General features: G+C 64.9%; 23 protein-coding genes. 17 read left to right on the top strand and 6 right to left on the bottom strand.

Going from position 1 to position 25,691, the window contains the following annotated elements:
- Positions 1-69: 69 nt before the first annotated feature.
- Together ACM42_RS16220 and ACM42_RS16215 are read left to right on the top strand one after the other, a co-directional pair.
- Positions 70-600, top strand: coding sequence for a TetR/AcrR family transcriptional regulator (locus ACM42_RS16220; protein ID WP_271528853.1), 531 nt, complete (start codon positions 70-72; stop codon positions 598-600).
- 59 nt (positions 601-659) lie between these two features.
- Positions 660-857: a Trm112 family protein gene (locus tag ACM42_RS16215; RefSeq protein WP_028177001.1), complete on the top strand. Its 198-nt coding sequence runs from the start codon at positions 660-662 to the stop codon at positions 855-857.
- A gap of 215 nt (positions 858-1,072) precedes the next feature.
- Here ACM42_RS16215 and ACM42_RS16210 read toward each other — a convergent pair whose 3' ends face one another.
- Positions 1,073-2,293 (bottom strand): ubiquinone biosynthesis hydroxylase, encoded by a 1,221-nt coding sequence (locus ACM42_RS16210; protein ID WP_271528852.1) that lies wholly within the window; start codon positions 2,291-2,293, stop codon positions 1,073-1,075.
- A 206-nt stretch (positions 2,294-2,499) separates the two neighbouring features.
- Here ACM42_RS16210 and tesB point away from each other — a divergent pair, with 206 nt between their 5' ends.
- Positions 2,500-3,363 (top strand): acyl-CoA thioesterase II, encoded by an 864-nt coding sequence (tesB, locus tag ACM42_RS16205; protein WP_271528851.1) that lies wholly within the window; start codon positions 2,500-2,502, stop codon positions 3,361-3,363.
- Positions 3,364-3,402: 39 nt separating this feature from the next.
- Here the strand turns inward: tesB and ACM42_RS16200 are convergent, their stop codons facing one another.
- Positions 3,403-4,290: a DUF4339 domain-containing protein gene (locus ACM42_RS16200; protein WP_271528850.1), complete on the bottom strand. Its 888-nt coding sequence runs from the start codon at positions 4,288-4,290 to the stop codon at positions 3,403-3,405.
- A 235-nt stretch (positions 4,291-4,525) separates the two neighbouring features.
- Here ACM42_RS16200 and ACM42_RS16195 point away from each other — a divergent pair, with 235 nt between their 5' ends.
- The 8 genes from ACM42_RS16195 to ACM42_RS16160 all read left to right on the top strand — a co-directional run bounded on the left by ACM42_RS16195 (position 4,526) and on the right by ACM42_RS16160 (position 14,299).
- Positions 4,526-4,864 carry a P-II family nitrogen regulator gene (locus ACM42_RS16195; protein WP_028176997.1) on the top strand — a complete coding sequence of 113 codons (339 nt, stop codon included), beginning with the start codon at positions 4,526-4,528 and terminating at the stop codon, positions 4,862-4,864.
- Positions 4,865-4,994: 130 nt separating this feature from the next.
- On the top strand, positions 4,995-6,296 hold the full coding sequence (locus ACM42_RS16190; protein WP_271528849.1) for an ammonium transporter: 1,302 nt from the start codon (positions 4,995-4,997) through the stop codon (positions 6,294-6,296).
- Between the two features lie 310 nt (positions 6,297-6,606).
- Entirely contained in the window at positions 6,607-6,945 is a 339-nt protein-coding gene (locus tag ACM42_RS16185) for a P-II family nitrogen regulator (RefSeq protein ID WP_008142813.1), read from the top strand.
- A gap of 37 nt (positions 6,946-6,982) precedes the next feature.
- The gene (locus ACM42_RS16180; RefSeq protein WP_028176995.1) at positions 6,983-8,431 is read left to right on the top strand and encodes an ammonium transporter; all 1,449 of its coding nucleotides are present in this window, start codon (positions 6,983-6,985) and stop codon (positions 8,429-8,431) included.
- 310 nt (positions 8,432-8,741) lie between these two features.
- A complete protein-coding gene (locus ACM42_RS16175) occupies positions 8,742-9,956 on the top strand; it encodes an aminotransferase class I/II-fold pyridoxal phosphate-dependent enzyme (RefSeq protein ID WP_271528848.1) in 1,215 nt (404 codons plus the stop codon).
- 9 nt (positions 9,957-9,965) lie between these two features.
- Entirely contained in the window at positions 9,966-12,443 is a 2,478-nt protein-coding gene (locus ACM42_RS16170) for a DNA translocase FtsK (protein ID WP_271528847.1), read from the top strand.
- 152 nt (positions 12,444-12,595) lie between these two features.
- Positions 12,596-13,351 (top strand): outer membrane lipoprotein carrier protein LolA, encoded by a 756-nt coding sequence (locus ACM42_RS16165; protein ID WP_271528982.1) that lies wholly within the window; start codon positions 12,596-12,598, stop codon positions 13,349-13,351.
- Positions 13,352-13,483: 132 nt separating this feature from the next.
- Positions 13,484-14,299, top strand: coding sequence for an exodeoxyribonuclease III (locus ACM42_RS16160; RefSeq protein WP_271528846.1), 816 nt, complete (start codon positions 13,484-13,486; stop codon positions 14,297-14,299).
- A 59-nt stretch (positions 14,300-14,358) separates the two neighbouring features.
- Here ACM42_RS16160 and ACM42_RS16155 read toward each other — a convergent pair whose 3' ends face one another.
- Positions 14,359-14,802 (bottom strand): Crp/Fnr family transcriptional regulator, encoded by a 444-nt coding sequence (locus ACM42_RS16155; RefSeq protein ID WP_028181423.1) that lies wholly within the window; start codon positions 14,800-14,802, stop codon positions 14,359-14,361.
- A 60-nt stretch (positions 14,803-14,862) separates the two neighbouring features.
- Positions 14,863-15,549 (bottom strand): response regulator transcription factor, encoded by a 687-nt coding sequence (locus ACM42_RS16150; RefSeq protein WP_008142830.1) that lies wholly within the window; start codon positions 15,547-15,549, stop codon positions 14,863-14,865.
- A gap of 201 nt (positions 15,550-15,750) precedes the next feature.
- Between ACM42_RS16150 and ACM42_RS16145 the strand changes: the two genes are divergently transcribed.
- Positions 15,751-16,320 carry a L,D-transpeptidase family protein gene (locus ACM42_RS16145; protein WP_271528845.1) on the top strand — a complete coding sequence of 190 codons (570 nt, stop codon included), beginning with the start codon at positions 15,751-15,753 and terminating at the stop codon, positions 16,318-16,320.
- A 6-nt stretch (positions 16,321-16,326) separates the two neighbouring features.
- Entirely contained in the window at positions 16,327-17,112 is a 786-nt protein-coding gene (locus ACM42_RS16140; RefSeq protein WP_271528844.1) for a 2-keto-4-pentenoate hydratase, read from the top strand.
- A gap of 237 nt (positions 17,113-17,349) precedes the next feature.
- On the opposite strand, the gene ACM42_RS16135 is transcribed toward ACM42_RS16140, so the two are convergent.
- Positions 17,350-18,039, bottom strand: coding sequence for a YggS family pyridoxal phosphate-dependent enzyme (locus ACM42_RS16135; RefSeq protein WP_131870614.1), 690 nt, complete (start codon positions 18,037-18,039; stop codon positions 17,350-17,352).
- Positions 18,040-18,148: 109 nt separating this feature from the next.
- On the opposite strand from ACM42_RS16135, the gene ACM42_RS16130 reads away from it, so the two are divergent.
- Positions 18,149-19,852: a diguanylate cyclase domain-containing protein gene (locus ACM42_RS16130; protein ID WP_271528843.1), complete on the top strand. Its 1,704-nt coding sequence runs from the start codon at positions 18,149-18,151 to the stop codon at positions 19,850-19,852.
- 117 nt (positions 19,853-19,969) lie between these two features.
- Here the strand turns inward: ACM42_RS16130 and ACM42_RS16125 are convergent, their stop codons facing one another.
- Positions 19,970-21,019 (bottom strand): GGDEF domain-containing protein, encoded by a 1,050-nt coding sequence (locus ACM42_RS16125; protein WP_271528981.1) that lies wholly within the window; start codon positions 21,017-21,019, stop codon positions 19,970-19,972.
- 190 nt (positions 21,020-21,209) lie between these two features.
- Here ACM42_RS16125 and leuS point away from each other — a divergent pair, with 190 nt between their 5' ends.
- The 3 genes from leuS to holA all read left to right on the top strand — a co-directional run bounded on the left by leuS (position 21,210) and on the right by holA (position 25,543).
- Positions 21,210-23,846 carry a leucine--tRNA ligase gene (gene leuS / locus ACM42_RS16120; RefSeq protein WP_271528842.1) on the top strand — a complete coding sequence of 879 codons (2,637 nt, stop codon included), beginning with the start codon at positions 21,210-21,212 and terminating at the stop codon, positions 23,844-23,846.
- On the top strand, positions 23,833-24,384 hold the full coding sequence (gene lptE / locus ACM42_RS16115) for an LPS assembly lipoprotein LptE (RefSeq protein ID WP_271528841.1): 552 nt from the start codon (positions 23,833-23,835) through the stop codon (positions 24,382-24,384). Before leuS ends, lptE begins: the two co-directional genes overlap by 14 nt.
- A gap of 130 nt (positions 24,385-24,514) precedes the next feature.
- Complete coding sequence (gene holA, locus ACM42_RS16110; protein ID WP_271528840.1) at positions 24,515-25,543, top strand: DNA polymerase III subunit delta; 1,029 nt, start codon at positions 24,515-24,517, stop codon at positions 25,541-25,543.
- The last annotated feature ends 148 nt before the right edge of the window (positions 25,544-25,691 follow it).

The following is a 25,691-nucleotide window of genomic DNA, read 5'->3' as shown; positions in this document are numbered from 1 at the left end:
TATGGATATATGCACCGCTTGCCCCGGGCTGTCAATACATTAGTGTATGGTCGTCATCTGGAGCCCGGCATGACCGAACAGCTTTCCGCCGACGACTGGACCAAAGAGGGCCTGAAGGTGCTCGCCAAAAGCGGCTTCACGGCGCTGAAAGCCGATCCGCTGGCCAAGGCCATGGGCGTCTCGCGCGGCAGCTTCTATTGGCATTTCGCCGACCTGGCCGCGTTTCACGCCGCCGTGCTGAAGCGCTGGCGCGAGATCGCGGCCGAGCAGATCATCGCCGACGTCGAAGCCGCCAGCGACGAGCCGCTCAGAACGCTGCTGAGGAGATCGTTTGGCGCGCGGCTCGAGCTCGAGCGCGCGGTGCGCAACTGGGCGGCGTTCGATGCGGCGGCGCAAGGGGCGGTGCGCGCAATCGACCGCCGCAGGCTCGACTACATCGAAGAGCTGCTGGGCAAGCGTGGGCTCACCCCGGCGACGGCGGAGGCGCGCGCGCAGGTCCTGTACTGGACATTTCTCGGCTTCGCCCTGTCGGGCCCGCCGCTGCCGGCCGCGCGGCTTCAGGCCCTGCTCGACGAGCTCCTGGCGATGCTCGCCGCTTAGGCCCGTGATGGGCGGGCGCGAATTTCTATGCTAAAGCCTACCGACTGCCGGAGAATCCCATGAACGCGCCCACCGAACGTGCCGAAGCCAGCGTCGATCCCAAATTGCTGGAGATTCTGGTCTGTCCGCTGACCAAGGGGCCCCTCGAGTTCGATGCCGCAAAGCAGGAACTGATCTCGCGCAGCGCCAAGCTTGCCTATCCGATCCGCGACGGCATCCCGATCATGCTTCCGGAAGAAGCGCGCAAGATCGATTGAGCTCACGTCGCTTGAATGGGGCGCTATGGCCGCGCCACATTCTCGCTGTCATCCCCGCGAAAGCGGGGATCCATAGCCACAGGGAGTGGTTGTGGCACGAGGCTGGCAACTCCGGGTCTTCGCAAACTATTGCTGCGGCGTATGGGTCCCGGATCTGCGCGCGCCTATGGCGCGCTTGTCCGGGACGACAGCTGAGCATGCGGTAAGATCACGCGCTACAACGCCTCGCCCTTCAACAGCCGCGGCACCTCGCCGGTGAGCCCCGCGGCCTGGCGGATGAAGAGGTTCTTCAGCGGCGGGGCGCGGTCGACGAGGCCAAGGCCGATGTCGCGCACCGTGCGCAGCAGCGTCGACTGGTTGGAGAACAGGAAATTCAGCGAGTTGGTGGCAACGCCCATCGCCATGGTGTCGAAGCGGCGCCAGCGCTGGTAGCGTTCGAGCACGTCGGCGCCGCCGATATCCATACCGAGCCGCGCGGCATCGACGACCACTTCCGCCAGCGCGGCGACATCCTTCAGGCCCATGTTGAGGCCCTGGCCCGCGATCGGGTGGATGACGTGGGCGGCATCGCCGACCAGTGCGAGGCGCTCGGCGATGAAGGAACGCGCAACGAAATAAGACAACGGAAACGCGCGCGGCTTGTCGAGTGCCTTCACCTCGCCGAGATGCAGGCCGAAGCGCTGCTCGAGCTCGCTGTGAAATTCCTCGTCACTGAGCGCGATGATGCGCGCGGCCTCAGCTCGGCGCTCGGTCCACACCAGCGACGAGCGTTTGCCCGACAGCGGCAGGATCGCGAACGGGCCCGCCGGCAGAAAGTGCTCTTCGGCACGACCCTCGTGATCGCGCTCGTGGCCGACGGTGACGACGATGCCGGATTGGTCGTACTCCCAGCCATGGGTGGCGATGCCGGCGCGCTCGCGCAGCTTCGACCTCGCGCCATCGGCGGCGACCAGCAGGCTCGCCGCGATCACGCTGCCGTCGCCGAGCGTCACGTCGATGCCGTCGGAACGCGCGTCGTAGGACGCCACGGTGGTCGCACGCAGATCGATGCCCTCGGCCTCCGCCCGCACCACCAGCGCATCGATCAGGCGGCGGTTCTCGACCATATGCGCGAAGGGCTCACCCGGCGCGACATCGCCGGCAAAGTTGAGGAACACCGGACGCGTGGCATCCTCCAGCTTCGAATCCGTGACGACCATGTCGAGGATCGGCTGCGCCTCGCTCCTGACGGCGTCCCAGGCGCCGATCGTCTCGAACAAGCGGCGGCAGGCGGCCACGATCGCGGTGGCGCGGGGGTCGCGGCTCGGCCGCGTACCGAGCGCGGGATCGGCGACGATGACGGGAATCTCGGGCCCGAGCCCCTGGCGCAGCGCCAGGGCCAGTGCAAGCCCTGCAAACGCGCCGCCACCGATGACAATGCTACCCTGTACCGACATACCAAGTTTCCCGGTCAATTCCCGGTCTTGCTAGCAGACTTGAGCTGGGCGAAACAGTGCGGTGAAACAAGGGCCGAATGGCCCGATGTGTCATTCCGGGGCGCGCGTCGAGCGCGAACCCGGAAATCCAGAGGTTGTCAGCTCGGGATTCCGGGTTCATCGCTATCGCGATGCCCCGGAATGACGAGATCTTCGAAAGCACCATCATGTCCAAAAGCCTGATCGACCTCATTTCGATCCTCGACATCGAGCAGCTCGAGGTGAACCTGTTCCGTGGCAACAGCCCGAAGACGAGCTGGCAGCGGGTGTTCGGCGGCCAGGTGATCGGGCAGGCGATGGTTGCCGCGTGCCGCACCGTCGAGGGCCGGCTGCCGCATTCGCTGCATTGCTATTTCATCCTGCCGGGCGATCCGCAGATCCCGATCATCTACCAGGTCGAGCGCCTGCGCGACGGCAAGAGCTATTCGACCCGCCGCGTCACTGCGATCCAGCACGGCAACGCGATCTTCTCGATCATGGTGTCGTTCCACGCCGAGGAGGAGAGCGCGTTCGACCATCAGGACAAGATGCCCGACGTGCCGCCGCCGGAGAAGCTCACGGCGGAGGAGGTCGCGAAGCAGCCGATGTTCAAGGAGATGCCGGAGTTCATCCGCCGCTACTATGAATCCGACCGCCCGATCGAGCTGCGCCCGGTCGAGCTCGGCCGCTATTTCGGCCAGAAGATCGACGACGGCCGCATTCACGTTTGGATCAAGACCGCGGCGAAGCTGGCCGACGATCCGGCGCTGCATATGTGCGCGCTGGCCTATGCCTCGGATTTCTCGCTGCTCGATGCGATCATGGCGCGCTACGGCCGCACGCTGTTCGACAAGCGCATGATGCCGGCGAGCCTCGACCACGCGATGTGGTTTCACCGCCCCTTCCGAGCCGACGAATGGCTGCTCTACGCGCAGGACTCGCCGAGCGCACGAGGCGGCCGCGGCCTGACCCGCGGCTCGATCTTCAAGCCTGACGGCACGCTGGTCGCCTCCGTCGCGCAGGAAGGCTCCGTGCGCGAGCGGAAGGCATAGCGCCACAGGCGCGATGGATCGCGCCGGTGGCTTTCTGGGTCATGCTCCGAACGAACCGCGCGGAACGAGCTCGGTCTGCGAGGCAAACCAGTTCATGATCCAGCGATAGACCCACGGAATCGGGATGATCAGGCTGCACAGGATCGCAGCGACGATGCCGCGCCAGAGGATGTCGAGACCGCTCCCCTTGAACACGACCTCGCGCCGCGTGCCCTCGACGCTGCGGCAGAACCAGCGCATCTGGGCCGCGGCGACCCAGGCCCAGCCGATGATGGTGATGATGGAGATCGCAAACAGCAGATTCCAGCCGATATAGGCCCAGATCGAGCCGGTGAAGCTCAGGCCCAGCGGCTGCCCGTTGGAGGCGAGGTTCGCGACCATCCATTTGATCAGGAGCCAGTAGAGAACGATCTGCGCGATGAACAGCAGGTTGCTCAAGATATCGCTGCCGATGAAGCCGAGGGCGATCGCCAGAACGATGAAGCCGAAATACCAGGGCACCAGCGTCATCGCGTCGCCGGTGAAGCTGAGATTGGGCCGGCCCGGGACCTTCACGCAGGACACGATCCATTTCGTGTACCAGACGAACACCCACGGCGCCGGGATGACGAAGATCAGTCCGATCAGCAGGACGATGCTGCGCCAGGTGAATTCCAGGATGTCGAAATCGACCGCCAGAGAGCTGCCGCTGCCCGCGCCTGCATAACCGCCGGAATCCATCATCGGCGGGCCGCCGGCCGGCATCATCGGCGGGGGGCCTCCTCCGATCAGGCCGGGGATTTCGGCGGCCTTCTGCCAGCCCGCCATGCCCTCTGTCCATACCAGCGTATCCGGGCGGACGACGCCCTGGGCGATCAGATCGCGGAATTGTCCCTCCGGAAACGGCCCCTGCTGCTTGCCCTCGGATGCGTAGAACCAACTCGCCATGAAGCGTCCCCCAAAACCCTTTTGTACCGCCCGACCGCCGCGGGTTCACCGCATCCATGCCAAAAATGCATTGTGAATGATGAACGGTTGCCCTGTACAGAGGCGCCCGTTCACATGGGCAGACGTTTTTCCGCTTCAGTCTGCAACTTTTTTATGCCATTTGCCCGGAAAGATGCCAGATTGACGCTGCGCCGGGGACATACGGCGCGGCGCATCCCGGGGAATAGGCCTGACCATGAAACTCGTCGTCGCGATCATCAAACCCTTCAAGCTCGATGAGGTCAGGCAGGCCCTGACCGCGATCGGCGTCCACGGCATGACCGTGACCGAGGTGAAGGGTTACGGCCGGCAGAAGGGCCACACCGAGATCTATCGCGGCGCCGAATATGTCGTGAACTTCCTGCCCAAGCTGCGCATCGAGATCGCGGTCGCCTCCGACGTTGCCGACAAGGCAGTCAGCGTGATCACCGCGACCGCCCGTACCGGGCAGATCGGCGACGGCAAGATCTTCGTCACGCCGATCGACCATGCGCTGCGCATCCGCACCGGCGAAACCGACAGCGACGCGCTCTAGGTTTCGGTTCGACACGTCTTCTCGACGCGAGCCGGTATCCACTTCGCTCGAAAACGCTCTGATAAATCTTCGATCGCACCGGGCAACGACGCCACAGCGTGCGACGCCAATTAATGCTGGGGGAAACGACATGGCGGGATTGTTGCGCCGCGCAGCGTGCATGGCTGCGCCGATCGGGCTCGTGTCCGCGGTGGCCGTGCCGGCGCACGCCGCGCCCTCCGGGATCGACACCGCCGACACGGCCTGGATGATCGTCGCCACCGCGCTGGTGCTGATGATGACGATCCCGGGGCTCGCGCTGTTCTATTCCGGCATGGTGCGCAAGAAGAACGTGCTCGCCACCATGGCGCAGAGCCTCGCCGCGGTGACGCTGATCTCCATTCTCTGGGTGGCGTTCGGCTATTCGCTCTGTTTCGTTGGCGACGGCCCATGGATCGGCACGCTCGACCGCTGGTTTCTCGCCGGCATGACCATGGACAGCGTCAACCCTGCGGCCAAGACCATCCCGGAATCGCTGTTCATGCTGTACCAGATGACGTTTGCGATCATCACGGTCGCCCTGGTCGCGGGCTCGGTCGCCGACCGCATGCGGTTCTCCGCCTATCTCCTGTTCTCCGTTGCCTGGTTCATCTTCGTCTACATCCCGCTGGCGCATTGGGTGTGGGGCGGCGGCTTCCTTGCCAGCATGGGCGTTCTGGATTTCGCCGGCGGCCTCGTGGTTCACCTGTCGGCCGGCACCGGCGGCCTCGTTGCGGCCAAGGTGATGGGGCGACGTCACGGCTACGGCACCGAGAATCTCTCGCCGTTCGATCTGTCGCTCGCGGTGGTGGGCACCGGCCTGCTGTGGGTCGGCTGGTTCGGCTTCAATGGCGGCTCGGCGCTTTCGGCGAATTCACGCGCGGTGATGGCGATCATCGCGACCCATCTTGCCGCCTGCGCCGGCGCGCTGACATGGGGCGCAATCGAATGGTCGACGCGGCGCAAGCCCTCCGTGCTCGGCATGATCTCCGGCGCGGTGGCCGGGCTCGGCACCATCACGCCGGCCTCGGGCTTCGTCGCGCCCTGGCACGGCATCGTCATCGGTATCGTCGCCGGGGCGGTCTGCTACTGGGCCTGTACCTGGCTGAAGCACCGCTTCAACTATGACGATTCGCTCGACGTGTTCGGCGTCCATGGCATCGGCGGGCTGACCGGCACCCTGCTCGGCGGTGTGTTCGCGACCAGCGCCATCGGCGGCACCGCGGGCCTGCTGGAGGGCCATCCTCAGCAGATCCTGATTCAGTTCTACGGGGTCGCCGTCACCTTCGTCTGGTCGGGGGGCGTGAGCTTCATCCTGCTCAAGCTGGTCGGCCTGTTCGTGCCCTTGCGCGTATCCCGTGAGCAGGAGCTCGAGGGGCTGGATATTTCGCAGCACGGTGAAGCCCTGCAATAGGCGACTGCACTACGAAATTACCTTCTTGCTGCCCGACGCGTGAGCAACATTGTGTCGGCAGTCTGTCCTGCCCTGGATTTGAGCAGGCCTGACCACGATTTAAGCGCGACGTAATAGCGCACTGCACCACAATACCCGTCGAACGCGAAAACACCCGTTTTCATAGTCTGTTAGGCAACACGTCCGATCTGGCACGGCATTTGATTCTAGGGGTCCGGCTGTGCCCGCGTAGTGAATCTTCTCCCTCGTGGCGAACCAGTCGAGAAACGCCCGGCCACGTCCGGACCGGGCCCAAGCGGGGATAGGACCCATGAAAATTGTTATGGCGATTATCAAGCCATTCAAGCTGGAAGAAGTCCGTGACGCCCTGACCGCCATCGGCGTTCACGGTCTCACGGTGACGGAAGTCAAGGGGTATGGCCGCCAGAAGGGTCATACGGAAATCTATCGCGGCGCCGAATATGCCGTGAGCTTCCTGCCCAAGATCAAGATCGAGGTCGCTGTCGCCTCCGACCAGGTCGACAAGACCATCGACGCCATCACGTCCGCGGCGAAAACCGGACAGATCGGCGACGGCAAGATCTTCGTCATCAACCTCGACCATGCGGTGCGCATCCGCACCGGCGAGGCCGATGCCGCGGCCCTCTGATTTCGCGCTCAACCTTATCCAATCAGGAGTGAATAATATGACGTTCAAGCGTCCCTATGGCGCGGGATTGGCGGCTCTCGCAGTCGGCCTGTTCGCTGCGACCGCAGCCTACGCCGAGCCAACGGTCAACAAGGGAGACAACGCCTGGATGATGACATCGACAGTGCTGGTGCTGTTGATGACGATCCCCGGCCTCGCGCTGTTCTACGGCGGTCTCGTCCGTTCCAAGAACATGCTCTCCGTCCTGATGCAGGTGTTCTACACCGTCTGCGTCGTCACCGTGATCTATGCCGTGTACGGCTACAGCCTCACCTTCACCGGCGGCTCCGACTTCATCGGCGGCTTCTCCAAGGCCTTCATGATGGGCGTCACCACCGACTCGAAGGCCGCGACCTTCTCGGTCGACGCCAACATCTCGGAGCTCATTTATATGTGCTTCCAGATGACCTTCGCGGCGATCACGCCCGCCCTCATCGTCGGCGCCTTCGCCGAGCGCATGAAGTTCTCGGCGCTCGCCCTGTTCGTCCCGCTCTGGGTGACGCTGATCTACTTCCCGATCGCGCACATGGTCTGGTACTGGCCTGGCCCGGACCTGATCCAGGATGCGGCCAAGGCTCTGGCTGCGGCGGGTGATGCGGCGGCGAAAACCGCGGCGCAGGCCAAGCTCGACGAGATCAACGCCGACGCCGGCTGGATCTTCAAGATGGGCGCGATCGACTTCGCGGGCGGCACCGTGGTGCACATCAACGCCGGCATCGCAGGTCTCGTCGGCGCTCTCCTGATCGGCAAGCGCGTCGGCTACGGCAAGGACCTGATGGCCCCGCACTCGCTGACCATGTCGATGATCGGCGCCTCGCTGCTCTGGGTCGGCTGGTTCGGTTTCAACGCCGGCTCCAACCTCGAAGCCAGCGGCGGCGCAGCCCTCGCCATGACCAACTCCTTCGTCGCCACCGCGGCCGCCGCGCTGTCGTGGATGTTCGCGGAGTGGATCATCAAGGGTCATCCCTCCGTGCTCGGCGTCATCTCCGGCGCTGTCGCGGGTCTCGTGGCCGTCACGCCTGCAGCCGGCTTCTCCGGCGTGATGGGCGCGATCGTCCTCGGCCTCGTGGTCGGCGTGGTCTGCCTGTTCTTCTGCACCGTCGTGAAGAACGCGCTCGGCTACGATGACTCGCTCGACGTGTTCGGCGTGCACTGCATCGGCGGCATCGTCGGCGCCATCGGCACCGGCATCCTGGTCAACCCCGCTCTCGGCGGCGCCGGCATCGTCGACTACACGGCCATCCCGCCGAAGGTTGCCGATTACGACTTCGCCACGCAGATTCTCGCCCAGATCAAGGCCGTCTGCACCACGCTGGTGTGGTCGGGCGTCGGTTCGGCGATCCTCTACAAGGTCGTCGACGTGATCGTTGGCCTCCGCGCCAATGTCGAGAGCGAGCGTGAAGGCCTCGACATCACCGAGCACACCGAGCGCGCCTACAACATGTAAGTCTCCTCCCGGGACGCGGTCTCATCGAGGCCGCGTCCACAACTCCGGTTCGGGCACATACCCGGCAATGCCCTGACCGTTGAGGGGCTCCAGCGCAAGCTGGAGCCCCTTTCTTTTGGTCGGTTCCGCTTGCAAGTCAGGGCAGAAGCGTCCCGAATATATTGTGATCCGGCCTCGATATTCCCGCTCTGGACGCAGGCGGCGGCCGATGGTTAATCGCGTCTTAACCTCGCCCTATCTATGGTGAACTGAACCGCTTCCCGCCGGTGCCTTCGCGCGACCGGCTGTTCCAAGAGTGCTGGCGCCCAGAATGGCTATGACCGCTTCATCCCGTGCGCCGCTGGCCGGTGGAAGCCCCGACACCGACCGCTCGCCCTTCATCCGGCTGAACGAGCTGCTGGCGCCGCATCAGCCGGGTAAGCCTTTGATCACGCTTGCAGTCGGCGAGCCCCAGCATCCCGTGCCCAACTTCGTCGGCCCGGTGCTGGCGAAGCACATCGCCGATTTCGGCCGCTACCCGCTCGGCAAGGGCATCGAGCCGTTCCGCAAAGCCGCCGGCGCTTGGCTGTCGTCGCGGTTCAAGCTGCCGCGGCCGCTCGATCCCGAGGGCGAGATTCTCGTCCTCAACGGCAGCCGCGAAGGGCTGTTCTTCGCGGCGATCACCGCGGCGCGCTATGTCGGGCCGCGTCCCGGCAAGCCTGTGATCCTGATGCCGAACCCGTTCTATCCGGTCTATGGCGCCGGCACCCGGGCCGCGGCCTGCGAGCCGGTCTATCTGCCGACAACGGTCGAGAACGGCTTCCTGCCCGATCTCGATGCCATCGACGAGGCTACACTGGCGCGCACGGTGGCGTTCTATCTGGCTTCACCGGCCAATCCACAGGGCTCGGTCGCCTCGCCCGATTATTTCAAACGATTGAAGCAACTCGCCGACCGCTACGGCTTCGTGATCCTCAGCGACGAGTGCTATTCCGAGATCTACACTCGCGAGGCTCCTGGCAGCGTTCTGGAATGCGCCGGCCCTGACTTCACCCGCGTGGTCGCGTTCCAGTCGCTGTCGAAGCGCTCCAACCTGCCGGGCATGCGCGTCGGCTTCGCCGCCGGCGACAAGAGGTTCATCGGCATGTTCCTGGAGCTGCGCAACGTTGCGGCGCCCCAGGTGCCCGTGCCGCTCCAGCATGTCGCGACCGTCGCCTATGGCGACGAAGCGCATGTCGAGGAGAACCGCAGGCTCTACCGGATCAAGTTCGATCTCGCCGACCAGATCATCGGCAATCGTTACGGCTATCGCCGGCCCGATGCCGGCTTCTGCGTCTGGCTCAACACGTCCGCCCTCGGCGACGACGTGTCCGTGACGCTGAGACTTTTCAAGGAAGCAGGCGTGCGCGTGGTGCCCGGCAGTTATCTGGCCCGGCTCCAGCCCGACGGCTTCAATCCCGGTGCCGGCTACATTCGCCTCGCACTGGTGCAGGATGGAGAGACCACGGCGCAGGCGCTGCACCGCCTGGTCGAGACTCTGGGTTAGGCGGGGCCCATGAGCATGTCGGCAATCGAACGCGTCATTCCGCTGGTGGGCCATCTGCCGCCATCGATCCGCGAGGGTCTGGCGCGGCGCATGCGCGAGCTCACCGGCCTCGGCCTGATCGCGCTGGCGGGCGTCGCCTCGGCCGCGCTGATGACGTGGTCGGTGCAGGATCCCAGCCTCAGCCACGCCACCTCGCGGCCGATCCGCAACATCCTCGGCTATGCCGGCGCGATCGGTGCAGACCTCGCGATGCAGATCCTCGGGCTCGGCGCGATCATGCTGGTCCTGACGGTTGCGGTCTGGGGCTGGCGCATGATGACCCATCGCCCGTTCGACCGCGAAGCGCTGCGGCTCGGCTGCTGGATTCTCTGCACGGTGATCGCGGCGGGCTTCGTCAGCTGCTGGCCGCATGGCGGTGCATGGCCACTGCCGACCGGCCTCGGCGGCGTGGTCGGCGACGCGCTGGTGCGTGCGCCGGCAGTGATCTTCGGACCGGCCGGCACCATCTATCGCGTCGTGCTTGGCACGATCCTGTTCGTCGCGATGACCGTGACCTTCCTGATCGCTTGCGGCCTTGGCGCCCGCGAGCAGGACGACGAGCTCGCGGAGATCGAGGATGACGACAAGCCGCTCGACGAGGACGAGGAGAGCGATCGCGGCTCGGTATCGCTGGGCTGGCTGTTCCACGCGCTGATGAGCACCAAGGCGCGGCTGATCTGGCTGCTTGGCGCCGCGTACCGCTCGCTGGTCTCGAGTGGACCGAAGACCAAGGCCGCTGCATTCAGCCGCCAGGAGCCGAATCTGGGCGGCGGCCGCGCCGCGCCCTCGATCTCGCCACAGTCCGAAGACGAGAACTACGAGGACGAGCACGAAGAAGAGGAAGACGAGGAGGAGGAAGAGGAGCAGCCGGCCGCGCGCGCCCCGCGCAAGAAGGCTGCACCGAAGGCCGCGGCCAGGAAGTCCTCCGACAAGTTCGACCTTCCCTCCGTCTCCATGCTGGCCGCCCCGAAAGCCGGCGATCGCCAGCCGCTCAGCAAGGCCGAGCTGGAGACCAATTCCCGTTCGCTCGAGGGCGTGCTGCAGGATTTCGGCGTGCGCGGCGAGATCGTGAAGGCCAATCCGGGTCCCGTCGTTACGCTCTACGAATTGGAGCCGGCGCCCGGCATCAAGTCCTCGCGCGTGATCGGGCTTGCCGACGACATCGCCCGCTCGATGAGCGCGCTGTCGGCGCGCGTCGCGGTCGTGCCCGGCCGCAACGCGATCGGCATCGAGCTGCCGAACGCGCATCGCGAGAAGGTCTACTTGCGCGAATTGCTGGTGGCGAAGGAGGCGACCGACACGGTGGCAAAGCTGCCGTTGTGCCTCGGCAAGACCATCGGCGGCGATCCCGTCATCATCGACCTCGCCCGCACGCCGCACATGCTGATCGCCGGTACCACCGGCTCGGGCAAATCGGTCGCGATCAACACCATGATCCTCAGCCTGGTCTACCGGCTGCGCCCGGACCAGTGCCGGCTGATCATGGTCGACCCGAAGATGCTCGAGCTCTCCGTCTATGACGGCATTCCCCATCTGCTCACGCCCGTCGTGACCGATCCGAAGAAGGCGGTGGTCGCGCTGAAATGGGCCGTGCGCGAGATGGAAGAGCGCTACAAGAACATGGCCAAGCTCGGCGTGCGCAACATCGACGGCTACAACACGCGCCTGCTCGAATTGAAGGCCAAGGGCGAGGAGCCGACGCGCACGGTGCATACCGGCTTCGACAAGGAAACCGGCAAGGCGATCTACGAGGAAGAGAAGCTCTCGCTCGACCCGCTGCCCTACATCGTCATCATCGTCGACGAAATGGCCGACCTGATGATGGTCGCCGGCAAGGACATCGAAGGCGCGGTGCAGCGACTCGCCCAGATGGCGCGCGCTGCCGGCCTGCACGTGATCCTGGCCACGCAGCGTCCGTCGGTCGACGTCATCACCGGCACCATCAAGGCGAACTTCCCGACGCGCATCGCCTTCCAGGTCACCTCCAAGATCGACAGCCGCACCATTCTGGGCGAGATGGGCGCCGAGCAGCTGCTCGGCCAGGGCGACATGCTCTACATGGCCGGCGGCGGCCGCATCAGCCGCGTGCACGGACCGTTCGCCTCCGACGAGGAAGTCGAGAAGGTGGTGCGTCATCTCAAGACGCAGGGACAGCCGGAATACCTCGAAGCCGTCACCGCCGAGGAGCCGACCGAGGACGAGGACGGCGCCGTGTTCGACGCAACCGGCATGGGCGGGGATGGCGGCGGCGATCTGTTCCAGCAGGCGGTTGCCATCGTCAAACGCGACCGCAAGGCCTCGACCAGCTACATCCAGCGCCGCCTGCAGATCGGCTACAACCGCGCCGCATCGCTGATGGAGCGCATGGAACTCGAAGGCATCGTCGGTCCCGCCAACCACGCCGGCAAGCGCGAGATTCTGGTCGAGGAAGAAGACAGCCATATGTGAGGCAAGCGGCCCCTGAACATCATTTCACGCGAAATCGTTATCTGCTTTTGACCGAAATCACGCTAAAAAGGCGCCCAGCCATACAGGACGACGCGTTGATCAGACATCCGCACATTCGATTCGCCGCCACCATCGCCGCGCGAGGCGCGCGCGTGGCCGGCGTGCTTCTCGTCACCGCCGCGATGGTGACTGCGTCCTCGTTCGCGCAGACCGTCCCCGTGCCGAAGCCTGCGCCGAAGGGCCGCGGCGATGGCGGGCCGGCCGGTGGGCCCGCTGTGACCGGCGCGATGCAGACGCCACCGAATCCGGTCATCCCGGATCCGCGACGCAACGTGCCGAGCAGCATCTTCCAGACCTTCGATGCCAACCAGAAAGCGCAGGCGGCCAAGGTCAGCGCCTACCTGTCGTCGCTTCAGACATTGGTCGGTAATTTCGTCCAGGTCGGCCCCGACGGCAGCAAGACACAGGGCGATTTCTACATCCAGAAGCCCGGCAAGGTGCGCTTCGAATATGACGCGCCGAGTCCGATCGACATCGTCGCCGACGGATCGTCGCTGGTGGTGCGCGACCGCAAGCTCGCGACCCAGGACATCTATCCGCTGTCGCAGACGCCGCTGCGCTTCCTGCTGTCCGACCGCATCGACCTGATGAAGGACACCAATGTCGTTGGCGTCTCGGCCGACGACGTCTTCGTCAGCGTCACCATCGAGGAGAAGCAGGCGCTGGTCGGCACCAGCCGGCTGCTCCTGATGTTCGGTGCCAAGGACGGCCAGCTCAAGCAGTGGACCGTCACCGACCCGCAGGGCTACGACACCACGATCGCGGTCTACAATCTGGATTCGAGCAAGAAGCTCGACCCCAACATGTTCAAGATCGATTTCACCAATTACGGCCCGTCGCCGGGCTGAGATAGCATGACCGCTCCAATCACCGTCATGCCCGGGCTTGTCCCGGGCATCCACGTTTTTGGATCCGACAAAAAGACGTGGATGGCCGGGTCAAGCCCGGCCATGACGGATGGAGTTTGTTAGATCGTCACCATGCGTCTTTCCCTGACAACCTGGAACATCAATTCGGTGCGGCTGCGCATCGACCTGGTCGCGAAATTCTTGAAGAGCGCGCGACCGGAGGTGCTGTGCCTGCAGGAGACCAAGTGCATCGACGACGCCTTTCCGCTGAAGCGCTTCAAGCGGCTCGGCTATGAGCACGTCGCGCTGAACGGGCAGAAGGGCTATCACGGTGTCGCCATCGTCTCGAAGATTCCCTTCGAGTCCAAGGACATCCGCACCTTCTGCGACAAGGTGGATTCGCGCCACATCTCGGTGTCGTTCGGCGAGAGGGCGGGCATCGCAAAGCCTTTGGTGCTGCATAATTTCTACGTGCCCGCCGGCGGCGACATTCCCGATCCCGCGCTGAACGAGAAGTTCGACCACAAGCTTCGCTTCCTCGACGAGATGAAGGCGTGCGAGCCGCTGCATCCGCGCGGCGAGGACCGCCACATCCTGGTCGGCGACCTCAACGTCGCCCCGCACGAGAACGACGTGTGGTCACACAAGCAGCTTCTGAAAGTCGTCTCGCACACACCCGTCGAAACCGAGAAGCTGAAGGCGGCGCTCGCCGCCGGCGAATGGATCGACGTCGCGCGCGAGCGCATCCCGATGTCGGAGAAGGTCTATACGTGGTGGAGCTATCGTTCCGCCGACTGGACTGTCGGCGACCGCGGCCGCAGGCTCGATCACATCTGGGTCTCGCGTGCGTTGAAGGACGCGGTCAGCGATTTCAAGATCCTGCGCGACGCGCGGAGCTGGGAGCGTCCATCGGACCACGTGCCCGTCACGGTGACGCTCGATCTATGAGCGTCACCTGTCATTCCGGGGCGCGCGCAGCGCGAGCCCCGGAATGACAACAGAGAGACTCAAGACGTCAGCTTCGCGCCGGCCATCAGGATGTCGCTGGCGATCTGGCTGGAGCGCACCGCGAATTCGTCGCGCAGGCGCACGGCGGCGGCGGGGTCGCTCTCCAGCACGCGCTGGAACAGGCTGCGTGCGACGCGGATGACGGAGGAATGCTCCAGCGCGATTGCACGCGATGGCCGCTTCATCGGCACCACCAGTGCGAGCTCGCCGATCAGCGCGCCGGGACCGGCGATCATTTCGGCGCCGGCGCCGTCTTCGACCCTGAAGGCGCCGCGCTGGACCACGAAGCCGGCATCGGCGGCGTCGCCGAGATCGAACAGGACATCACCGCGGACGAAGTCACGCTGCTCGGAACCGATCGCCAGCATGCGCAACGAGGCGTCTCCCAACAGGCGCAGTGTCGGGACACGCTCGAGAAGCGCTACGTCGTCGTCGATTGACATTCCGGTCCGTGGCTCGAGGAACGCGCCAATTTACGACGAATCGCGCGTTTCCGGAACGTATCACGGCACCAGCTTGTAGCCACCGGCTTCGGTGACCAGGATCTCGGGGTTGGCGGCGTCCTTCTCGATCTTCTGGCGAAGCCGATAGATGTGGGTTTCCAGCGTGTGGGTGGTGACGCCGGAATTGTAGCCCCAGACCTCCTGGAGCAGGGTCTCGCGCGACACCGGCATCTGGCCGGCCCGGTAGAGGAAGCGGAGAATCGCCGTTTCCTTCTCGGTGAGGCGGACCTTGCGCGCATTGGCCGCGGTCAGCATCTTCGAGCCGGGACGGAAGGAGTAGGGGCCGACCGAGAACACCGCGTCCTCGCTGGCTTCGTGCTGGCGGAGCTGGGCACGGATGCGGGCCAGCAGGACGGCGAAGCGGAAGGGCTTTGCGACATAGTCGTTGGCGCCGGATTCCAGCCCCAGGATCGTATCGGAATCGGTGTCGTGGCCGGTCAGCATGATGATCGGCGCCTTGAATCCGCCCTTGCGCAAGGAACGGACGACTTCGCGGCCGTCCGTATCGGGTAGGCCGACATCCATCAGGACGAGATCGGGAGAATTCGCCTTTGCGGCGCTCGCGCCCTTGGCGCCGGTGTCGACCGCGGAGGCTTCGAATTCTTCGTGCAGCGATAATTGCTCCACCAACGTATCGCGCAGATCGGTATCGTCATCCACGATCAGGATCTTGCGGGCATTGGCCATAGGGGGTCATCCTTTTAGGGTCCGGCTCGGCGCGCATCCATGCCGCACCCAGCCGCGAGGGAAGTTTAGGGTCGCCGTTGTTATTGTTGTTCGTGTTGAAGTAGTGGGCTGTTACCGATTCACAAGCCAGAAGCACTCTAACTCAGAATAGCAGGGCGATTTGATGAATGTCCTGTAATGAATTCGACATTGCACGTTCACATGAAAAATAAAGCAGCTTCAGTTGGTTATGCCAGGAATCGATGCGCCGGGCCGCTGTCTGCGATCCGCGTTAAGGCTATGGCCGGCAATCCGCGCCGGGGCTGGCTGACGGCCGGGACGCTGACCATCCCGGTTGCGCTGGGGCGGGGCGGCATTCTCGCCAACAAGCGCGAGGGCGATGGCGGCACCCCCAGGGGCAGCTTCCGTCCCAGGCGGCTGTGGTGGCGGGGCGACCGGCACAGCCGCCCCCAGACGTTCCTGCCGGCCCGGAAGATCACCGGCGCAGACGCCTGGTGCGAGGATCCACGGGACCGCCATTACAATCAGGGCATCCGGCTGGGCGAGGGGCAGGGCGGTGACCGGCTCAAGCGGGCCGACCACCTCTATGACTTCATCATCGAGATCGACCACAACACCAGACCGCGCATCGCCGGCCGCGGCAGCGCGGTGTTCCTGCACCTCGCCCGCGACAATTTCGGCCCGACCGCGGGCTGCGTCTCCATGACGAAGTCTGCGATGCTGCAATTGCTGCGGCGCCTGGGCCCGCGAACAAGAATCATCATCGGGTGAGGGTGCATGCTCGACAAGGATCAGATCGCCGCCGCTTCGCAGGTCCTGGTTCAACACTGGCGCGACGGCACCAAGCTGGACGCACTGGAGGCTCGGTTGCGGCCACAGAGTCGCGCCGAGGGCTACGCCATCCAGGCCGCGCTCGAACGACAATCGAGCGCGAAATTGTTCGGCTGGAAGATCGCGGCAACCAGCGAGGCCGGACAGAAGCACATCAATGTCGCAGGCCCCATGGCCGGACGTATCATGAGCGACACCGTGATCGCTGACGGCGGGACTGCGTCGATGAAGGGCAACGAGATGCGCGTCGGCGAGCCGGAATTCGCCTTTCGGATGGGGCGCGATCTGCCGCCGCGCGCGGCGCCGTACACCGTCGACGAGGTGCTCGCCGCCGTCGAGACGTTGCATCCCGCGATCGAGATTCCCGATTCGCGCTTTGCCGATTTCGCCCGCGCCGGCGAGGCCCAGCTCATCGCCGACAATGCCTGCGCGCATCTGTTCGTGCTGGGCGCAGCGACGTCGGCGGACTGGCGCGCGATCGATCTCGTCGCGGAACACCCGCAGATCACGCTGCGCGGCGAGCGCTATATCGGCCACGGCAGGAACGTGCTCGGCGATCCCCGCGTTGCGCTCGTTTGGCTTGCCAACGAGCTGCGCGGGCTTGGCATCACCTTGCGGGCAGGGCAGGTGGTGACGACGGGCACATGCCATCCGCCGCTGCCGATCCGGGCTGGCGATCGGTTTGCGGCGGACTTTGGCATGCTCGGCAAGGTGTCGGTGGAGTTCGTGTAGGCGCGACTCGCAACGCCGCCGTCATTGCGAGCGCCACGTTTCGCGCTCGTGCCCCGGACGCAGCGCAGCGCTTCTTCAGCGGTGCGCTGCAGAGCCGGGGCCCATCTCGCCGCATTGTGCGGTGTCGCCCCGGGTCCCGGCTCTGCCCTGCAACGCTTCAAGCGTTGCAGCTTTTCCGGGACACGGGCATGAGCGTCGGTCGTGCGCCTTGCGCCGTCGATAGCGGCTAAACGGCTTCTACCGATGCCCGAAGATCGCACTCCCCACGCGCACATGGGTGGCGCCCAGCATGATCGCGGTCGCGAAATCGGCGCTCATGCCCATCGAGAGATTCTTCAATCCATTGCGCGCGGCGATCTTGGCGGTGAGGGCAAAATGCGCCGCCGGCGGTTCGTCGACGGGCGGGATGCACATCAGTCCGGAGATCGTGAGCCCATAGGTGTCGCGGCAGCTCGCGAGGAAGGCATCGGCCTCGCCGGGCGCGACGCCGGCCTTCTGCGGTTCCTCGCCCGTGTTGATCTGGACGAAGAGCTGCGGGTGCTTGTTCTGGGATTCGATTTCCTTGGCTAATGCCTGGCAAATGCTCGGGCGATCGACCGAATGGATCGCGTCGAACAGCGCGACCGCCTCTTTCGCCTTGTTGGATTGCAGCGGCCCGATCAGATGCAGCGCGATATCGGGGTAAACAGACGTTAAGGCCGGCCACTTGCTTTTGGCCTCCTGCACCCGATTCTCGCCGAATACCCGCTGTCCGGCGGCGATGACCGGGATAATTGCATCGGCGGCGAAAGTCTTGGACACCGCGATCAGCGTCACGGAGGCGCGGTCGCGCCGCGCGTCCTTGCAGGCGCGGGCGATTTCAGCTTCGACCGCGGCGAGCGCGTTTGGTGAATGGCCGGTTACCGGCGCGGCGATGGCTTCTGTCATGACGTCTCTTGGCTGTGATCGTAGCCCGAGTTAAGTCCAATTTTACCGAGTTCAAGAAACAGTTTTTGAACCCTTCGCTTTACCTTGGCCCGTGGGGTGGGTAACGAAGATGGCAAGCGTCAGTCTCAACCGCAAACGCGCGAAACTCAAGCAGGTTCTGGGAATCCGGGCGCGGCTTGCGTTGCTTGCGGTCATTCTCGTGGCGCCGTTAATGCTCGAGCGCATCCGCTCGCTCGAAGACACGCGTGTGCGGCAGATCGCGCAGGCTGCGGCCGAGTTCACCACGGTGGCAAGGCACAGTGCCGATGCGCAACGCGAGGTGATCTCGTCGGTCGAGACCATCCTGAAATCGGAAGCCTTCATCCGCGCCTCCGCCGGCGGCATCAGCAAGAGCTGCGACGTGCTGCGCGCAAGCCTGCCGTCGAGCCTTCCCTGGATCCGCACGCTTTTGATCGCCGGCCAGGACGGGCGCATCCAATGCGCCACCAACAACATGTATGTCGGCCTCGATCTCAGTGACCGGCCCTACTTCCAGCAGGCACAGCAAACCGGCCGCTTCGTTCTCAGCGATTTCATCCTGTCGCGGCCGGTGCTCTCGCCGACCGTGATGGCGGTATATCCGGTCTCGGCCTTCAGCGGGGTGCCCGATGCCGTCGTGCTCGCCACCGTCAATCTCGACTGGATGTCGAAGGTCATGAGTAATCTTGGCGGCCGCGCCGGCATCACCGCGGTGCTGGTCGACAGCGCGGGCACCGTGCTGGCGGCCCCCGCCGATCAGCACAGCGCGGTCGGCCGTCCCCTCGACAACATGCCGCTGATGTCCGCGATCGCGGACAAGGCGCTGCGGTCCGACCAGGACGAGGGTTCACTGTCCTTCCTCGCCGCCGACGGCTCCCGCCGCGCGGTCAGCTACATCCGCATCGCCGGCACCAATGCCCGCCTGATCGCCAGCATCGATGAAGACAAGGTGTCGGCGGCGGTCAGCCGCGACATCCGCACCGCCTATCTGCAGCTCGCATTCGTCGTCGTGTTCGTCCTGCTCGGCGCCCTGATTGCCGCCGAGAAACTCGTCATCAAGCCGATCGAGATGCTCGCCGACATGGCCAAGCGTCTCGGCGAGGGCGACCTGTCGGCCCGCGCGGCACGCAATCGGCTGCCGGCCGAGTTCGTTCCGCTGGCCCGCGCCTTCAATGCGATGGCTGCGCAGTTGAGCCAGCGCGAGCGCGAGCTGATTGCGAGCAACGACCGGTTGACGGTGATGGCCTCGATCGACATGCTGTCGGGGCTCGCCAACCGCCGCGGTTTCCAGAGCCGGCTCGATTTCGAATGGATGCGCGCGCAGCAATACGGCAGCGACCTCGCGCTCCTGATGATCGACGTCGACCATTTCAAGCTGTTCAACGACACTTACGGCCATCTCGAAGGCGATTCCTGCCTGACCCGGCTCGGCGAGTCGCTGTCCGGCATCGCCGCCGACACGATGGGCTTTGCTGCACGTTATGGCGGCGAGGAATTCTGCCTCTTGCTGCCGAATACCGACGTGATGCGCGCCGCCGAAATCGGCGAACAGGTGCGCGCGGCCGTGCTGAAACTCTGCCTGCCGCACATCACCTCGAACCACATGATCGTCACGGTCTCGATCGGGGTTGCCGCGACGAAACCGAACGAGTCCTTGCGTCCCGGCGACCTGATCGAAGCCGCCGACGCCGCGCTCTATGCCGCCAAGCATCGCGGCCGCAACAATGTCGTCGAGCACGGCGTGCAGGCGATCGAGACCGGCGCGGCTGATATGATGATGGTAGTCAGCGCCTAGAGCGCGATGCGATTGAGATGAATCGTCATCGCGCTCTGGGTTGTTGTTTGAGCATGATCTCCGCGCTAACGCGTTCCGCGTTTGTCGCGAGGAAGAATCGCTGCACATTTTTTCGGATCATGTAGCCGCAGCCCCGGCCCGCCCGAGCTCGACCTCCGTCACGACGCGATTGCGGCCGCCGCTCTTGGCGAGATAAAGCGCGCGATCGCAACGTTCGATCAGATCGGTGATCGCCTCGCCGGTCCGGTACTGCGCCACGCCGATCGACACGCTGATGTTCGGCAGGATCTCGCCGGTCGAGCGGCGCGTGATCGTGCATTCGGCAATCGCGCGCCTGATGCGCTCGGCGAGCTCGGCACATGCGCCAAGATCGGCGTCCGGCAGCACCGCGATCAGCTCCTCGCCGCCATAGCGGGCCGGCAGATCCTGCTCGCGAACCTTTTCGCGCAGCACCTTCGCCATCAGGCGCAGCACCTGGTCGCCGACGCCATGGCCGAAATTGTCGTTGAAGGCCTTGAAGTAGTCGATATCGAGCAACAGCACGCTGAGCGGCTCGCCCCATTCCGCAGTCGTCTGCGCCTTGCGCAGGAATTCGTCGAGCGCCCGCCGGTTCGCCAGCCCCGTCAACATGTCGGTCCGGGCGCGCTGCTCGGACCTCGATAGCGAATCGCGGATCACGTCGAGCTCGCGGGTCTTTTCCGCAAAGCCTGCCTCCAGCCGCGTCGCCCTTGTGGCGGCCCGCGCCAGCTCGTTCATGAGCTGGGCGACCAGCAGCTTTGGATCGACGCCGGCCCTGCCCTGGTCGGCTACCTGGCTGATGACCTGCATCTGCGAATGATTGTCGGCGATCGCGGTCGCCAGAAACTCCTTCGCGGCCCCCATGAGCGCCTCCAGCCGCTCGGAGGTGTCGGCCACGACCGCACTAACCCGGGGCGCGACGTAGGTCTCGAACAGATCCTGATTGGTTCGCGCATCGAAGGGACGATTGTGGTCGATCAGCAGATCGATCGCGTTGCGCAGATCGTCATGGCTGCCTGAGAGATACTGGAACCAGACCGCGAAATTGGCCGGAGTCGGCGCGATACGCTGTTCGGCCATGCTCCGCATCGCCCGTCCGGCGATGGACGCGGCATAGTCGTAATCGGGATCGTCGAAGCTGGAATCCATCGCGGTCATGCGGCCTTGTCGGGCCGCAAATTGGCATCGACCCCTTAATCACACCCCAACGCGGGCCCTCGTAGTTATGCGGAGGCGCGGTCGAAGTTCCAGAACGCGGCAACCCATTGACCCCCTGAGGTCTTCTATGGCCTAGTCCGCCGTCTTGACACGGCCGAACCCACGAAAACCCAACGATTCCATGACCTCCGAACGCTATAACGCCCGCGACGCCGAACCGCGCTGGCAACGCCTCTGGGACGAGCAGGCGATCTTCGTCTCCAGGAACGACGATCCGCGGCCGAAATACTATGTGCTCGAGATGTTCCCCTATCCTTCCGGGCGCATCCATATCGGCCATGTCCGCAATTACACGCTGGGCGACGTGCTGGCCCGCTTCATGCGCGCCAAGGGCTTCAACGTGCTGCATCCGATGGGCTGGGATGCCTTCGGCCTGCCGGCCGAGAACGCTGCGATCGAGCGCAAGGTCGCCCCGAAGGCCTGGACCTACGACAACATCGCCGCGATGAAGAAGCAGCTCCGCTCGATCGGGCTGTCGCTGGACTGGAGCCGCGAGATCGCAACCTGCGATCCCTCCTACTACAAGCACCAGCAGAAGATGTTTCTGGACTTCCTGCGCGAAGGTCTCGCCGAGCGCGAGAAGCGCAAGGTGAACTGGGATCCCGTCGACATGACCGTGCTCGCCAACGAGCAGGTGATCGACGGCCGCGGCTGGCGTTCGGGCGCCGTGGTCGAACAGCGGGAAATGAACCAGTGGGTCTTCAAGATCACGAAGTACTCGCAGGAGCTCTTGAGCGCACTGGACGGGCTGGACCGCTGGCCCGACAAGGTGCGGCTGATGCAGCGCAACTGGATCGGCCGCTCGGAGGGCCTGCTGGTCCGCTTCGCGCTCGATCCAGCGACGACGCCGGCCGGCGAGAGCGAGCTGAAGATCTTCACGACGCGCCCGGACACGCTGTTCGGCGCGAAATTCATGGCGATCTCGGCGGATCATCCGCTGGCGCAGGCCGCCGCGGCGAAGAACCCTAGGCTTGCGGAGTTCATCGCGGAGATCAAGAAGATCGGCACCGCGCAGGAGATCATCGACACCGCGGAGAAGCAGGGCTTCGACACCGGCATCCGCGCGGTGCATCCGTTCGATCCGTCCTGGAAGCTGCCGGTCTATGTCGCGAACTTCGTGCTGATGGAATATGGCACCGGCGCCATCTTCGGCTGCCCGGCGCACGACCAGCGCGACCTCGACTTCGTCAACAAGTACAATCTCGGCAACACGCCCGTCGTGTGCCCGGAAGGCCAGGATCCCAAGACCTTCGTGATCACCGACACCGCCTATGACGGTGACGGCCGCATGATCAATTCGCGCTTCCTCGACGGCATGACCATCGAGCAGGCGAAGGAAGACGTGGCGAAGCGTCTCGAGACGGAGCTGCGCGGCAACGCACCGGTTGGCGAGCGCCAGGTCAATTTCCGCCTGCGCGACTGGGGCATTTCGCGCCAGCGCTATTGGGGCTGCCCGATTCCCGTCATTCACTGTCCGAAATGCGATGTGGTGCCGGTGCCGGACGCGGACCTGCCGGTGAAGCTGCCGGACGACGCCACCTTCGACAGACCGGGCAACGCGCTCGATCATCATCCGACCTGGAAGCACGTCACCTGCCCGCAATGCGGCGGCAAGGCCCAGCGCGAAACAGACACCATGGACACGTTTGTGGATTCGTCCTGGTACTTTGCGCGCTTCACCGATCCCTGGAACGAGAACGCGCCGACGACGCCTGCGGTCGCCAACCGGATGCTACCGGTCGACCAGTACATCGGCGGCGTCGAGCACGCGATCCTGCATCTGCTCTACAGCCGCTTCTTCACCCGCGCGATGAAGGCGACCGGGCACATTGCGCTGGACGAGCCATTCGCCGGCATGTTCACGCAAGGCATGGTGGTGCACGAGACCTACCAGAAGGCCGACGGCACCTATGTGCAGCCGGCCGAGGTGAAGATCGAGGTTGGCGGCAACGGGCGCCGCGCAACGTTGCTCGCTACCGGCGAGGACATCCAGATCGGCCCGATCGAGAAGATGTCCAAGTCGAAGAAGAACACGGTCGACCCCGACGACATCATCGAGACCTACGGCGCCGACGTGGCCCGCTGGTTCATGCTGTCGGACTCCCCGCCCGACCGCGACGTGATCTGGAGCGACGAGCGCGTCCAGGGCGCCTCGCGCTTCGTGCAGCGGCTGTGGCGGCTGGTGAACGATTCCGTCGAACTCGGCAACGGTGCGCCGGCGGCCCGGCCGGCCAGCTTCGGCCCGGACGCGACCACCTTGCGCAAGGCCGCCCATGGCGCGCTGGACAAGGTCACCACCGGCATCGAGCGGCTGCACTTCAACGTCTGCCTCGCCCATATCCGCGAATTCACCAATACATTCTCGGAGGTGCTCCAGCGCCCGGGCCAGCCCGCAGCCGACCTGGCGCCAGATCTGGCCTGGGCGATCCGGGAGGCCAGCCAGATCCTGGTCCAGCTGTTCTCTCCGATGATGCCGCATCTGGCCGAGGAGTGCTGGCGGGCTCTGGGCCAGAAGGGGCTGGTTTCGGAGGCCAATTGGCCCCAAATCGAACGCGATTTGCTGGTCGAAGACAGCGTGACCCTGGTGGTCCAGGTCAACGGCAAGAAGCGGAGTGAGGTCACAGTTGCAACAGCGGCCCAGAATCCGGAAATCGAGGCTGCCGTTTTGGCCCTCGATGCGGTAAAGCTGGCCCTGGACGGCAAGCCCGTCCGCAAGGTGATCATCGTTCCCAAGAGGATCGTGAATGTTGTCGGCTAGGATCCGTATCGCAGCCCGCTTGCTGGCAGTCGCTGCATTGGCGGCGCTGACGGCAGGCTGCTTCCAGCCGATGTATGCCGAGCGCACTGACGGCACCCCCGGTCTGCGCGAACGGCTGATGGGCGTCGAGCTACCCCCGATCAACAAGCCCAATGCTTCGCGCGAGGCCCGCGTCGGCGTCGAAATCCGTAACGCGCTGGCCTTCAAGCTTTACGGCACGGCAACGGGCATGCCGCCGACCCACCGGCTGGATATCCGCTTCGTCACCAGCCGCTCCTCGCTGATCGTCAGCGCCACGACGGGACTGCCGACCAGCGAAAATCTCGGCATCGACGCCCAGTACAATCTGATCGATGTCGCGACCGGCAAGTCGGTCATGACGGGCTCGACATTCTCGCGCGTGTCCTATGACATGCCGGGGTCCTATCAGCGCTTCTCGCGCACCCGCGCCGTGCGCGATGCCGAGGATCGCGCCGCCAACGAGATCGCCGAGAACATCTCCACCCGGCTCGCCTCGTTCTTCACCGCAGGCACCTGATTCAGTTCCCGTTATTCCGGGGCACGCGAAGCGTGAACCCGGAATGTCGATCTCCAGCCTCTGGATTCTCTGGTGCGCGATTGCGCACCGCAATTCGCGCTCTGCGCGCTCCGGAATGACGATCTAGACCATGGTCGCGCTGCGCGGAAAAGAGATCGACGCTTTCCTCGCCCGCCCTGACGCGGGCCGCCCGATCATCCTGCTCTACGGTCCCGATGCCGGCCTCGTGCGCGAGCGCGCCGATGCGCTGATCGCATCCGCCGTCGACGATCCCAACGATCCGTTCTCGCTGGTCAAGCTCGACGGCGACGAGCTCTCCGCCGAGCCCTCGCGCCTCGTCGACGAGGCCATGACGGTGCCGCTGTTCGGCGGCCGCCGCGCCATCCGCGTTCGCGCCGGCTCGCGCAGCTTTGCCAGCGGCATCGAGACGCTGGCCGAGATGAACGTGAAGGATTGCCGCATCGTGATCGAGGCCGGTGAGCTTCGCCCGGAATCGCCGCTGCGCAAGACTTGCGAGCGCGCCAAGACGGCCGTGGCGATCGGCTGCTATCCCGACACTGAGCGCGATCTTGCCAGGCTGATGGAGGACGAGCTCCGCATCGCGAATTTGCGCATCGCGCAGGACGCCCGCGCGGCGCTGATGTCCTTTCTCGGCGGTGACCGCCAGGCCTCGCGCAACGAGCTGCGCAAGCTGACGCTCTACGCCCACGGCAAGGGCGAGGTCACGCTGGATGACGTCATGGCCGTGGTCGCCGATGCGTCCGAGCTGAAGCTCGATCCGATCGTCGACGGCGCCTTTTCCGGACGGCCCGACATCGTCGAGACCGAATTCGCCAAGGCCATGATCGCCGGCACCTACCCCGGCGTGATCATCTCCGCCGCGCTGCGGCAGGCTGCGTGGCTGCACAAATCCGCGCTCGCCATCGCCGACGGCACGCCGGCCTCCGCCGTGCTCGACGGCGGCTTTCCACGCCTGCATTTTTCGCGAAAGCCCGCGGTTGAAACCGCGCTGCGCAATTTCAGCCCGGCGCGGCTCGCCGCCATCATCGAGCAGCTCGCAACCGCGGCGCTCGACACCCGCAAGCAGTCCACCCTCGCTGCAGCCATAGCGCAGCGCGCGCTGATGGCGATTGCGGCAAACGCGAAGCGGCGGGCTTAGTCCTTCGATCTTTCCACGTCATTGCGAGCGCAGCGAAGCAATCAAGAATCTCTCCGCGGAAAGATTCTGGATTGCTTCGCTATGCTCGCAATGACGATGTGGATGCAGACGCGCGCCCACGCAGCCATCGTTCCCGCGAACACGGGGA

This window comes from Bradyrhizobium sp. CCBAU 25338 (assembly GCF_028128965.1).
GTDB classification, from domain to species: Bacteria; Pseudomonadota; Alphaproteobacteria; order Rhizobiales; family Xanthobacteraceae; genus Bradyrhizobium; species Bradyrhizobium liaoningense.
The sequence above is the reverse complement of the archived record's forward strand: the minus strand, read 5'-3'. Positions and strand labels throughout refer to the sequence as shown.

Coding starts and splice junctions, on each gene's coding strand:
- leuS (WP_271528842.1), top strand. CDS start 21,210: ATGACCTCCGAACGCTATAACGCCCGCGACGCCGAACCGCGCTGGCAA.
- holA (WP_271528840.1), top strand. CDS start 24,515: ATGGTCGCGCTGCGCGGAAAAGAGATCGACGCTTTCCTCGCCCGCCCT.
- ACM42_RS16130 (WP_271528843.1), top strand. CDS start 18,149: ATGGCAAGCGTCAGTCTCAACCGCAAACGCGCGAAACTCAAGCAGGTT.
- ACM42_RS16190 (WP_271528849.1), top strand. CDS start 4,995: ATGGCGGGATTGTTGCGCCGCGCAGCGTGCATGGCTGCGCCGATCGGG.
- ACM42_RS16140 (WP_271528844.1), top strand. CDS start 16,327: ATGCTCGACAAGGATCAGATCGCCGCCGCTTCGCAGGTCCTGGTTCAA.
- ACM42_RS16220 (WP_271528853.1), top strand. CDS start 70: ATGACCGAACAGCTTTCCGCCGACGACTGGACCAAAGAGGGCCTGAAG.
- tesB (WP_271528851.1), top strand. CDS start 2,500: ATGTCCAAAAGCCTGATCGACCTCATTTCGATCCTCGACATCGAGCAG.
- ACM42_RS16195 (WP_028176997.1), top strand. CDS start 4,526: ATGAAACTCGTCGTCGCGATCATCAAACCCTTCAAGCTCGATGAGGTC.
- ACM42_RS16185 (WP_008142813.1), top strand. CDS start 6,607: ATGAAAATTGTTATGGCGATTATCAAGCCATTCAAGCTGGAAGAAGTC.
- ACM42_RS16215 (WP_028177001.1), top strand. CDS start 660: ATGAACGCGCCCACCGAACGTGCCGAAGCCAGCGTCGATCCCAAATTG.
- ACM42_RS16125 (WP_271528981.1), bottom strand. CDS start 21,019: ATGGATTCCAGCTTCGACGATCCCGATTACGACTATGCCGCGTCCATC.
- ACM42_RS16145 (WP_271528845.1), top strand. CDS start 15,751: ATGAAAAATAAAGCAGCTTCAGTTGGTTATGCCAGGAATCGATGCGCC.
- ACM42_RS16135 (WP_131870614.1), bottom strand. CDS start 18,039: ATGACAGAAGCCATCGCCGCGCCGGTAACCGGCCATTCACCAAACGCG.
- ACM42_RS16200 (WP_271528850.1), bottom strand. CDS start 4,290: ATGGCGAGTTGGTTCTACGCATCCGAGGGCAAGCAGCAGGGGCCGTTT.
- ACM42_RS16180 (WP_028176995.1), top strand. CDS start 6,983: ATGACGTTCAAGCGTCCCTATGGCGCGGGATTGGCGGCTCTCGCAGTC.
- ACM42_RS16160 (WP_271528846.1), top strand. CDS start 13,484: ATGCGTCTTTCCCTGACAACCTGGAACATCAATTCGGTGCGGCTGCGC.
- ACM42_RS16150 (WP_008142830.1), bottom strand. CDS start 15,549: ATGGCCAATGCCCGCAAGATCCTGATCGTGGATGACGATACCGATCTG.
- lptE (WP_271528841.1), top strand. CDS start 23,833: ATGTTGTCGGCTAGGATCCGTATCGCAGCCCGCTTGCTGGCAGTCGCT.
- ACM42_RS16210 (WP_271528852.1), bottom strand. CDS start 2,293: ATGTCGGTACAGGGTAGCATTGTCATCGGTGGCGGCGCGTTTGCAGGG.
- ACM42_RS16155 (WP_028181423.1), bottom strand. CDS start 14,802: ATGTCAATCGACGACGACGTAGCGCTTCTCGAGCGTGTCCCGACACTG.
- ACM42_RS16175 (WP_271528848.1), top strand. CDS start 8,742: ATGGCTATGACCGCTTCATCCCGTGCGCCGCTGGCCGGTGGAAGCCCC.
- ACM42_RS16170 (WP_271528847.1), top strand. CDS start 9,966: ATGAGCATGTCGGCAATCGAACGCGTCATTCCGCTGGTGGGCCATCTG.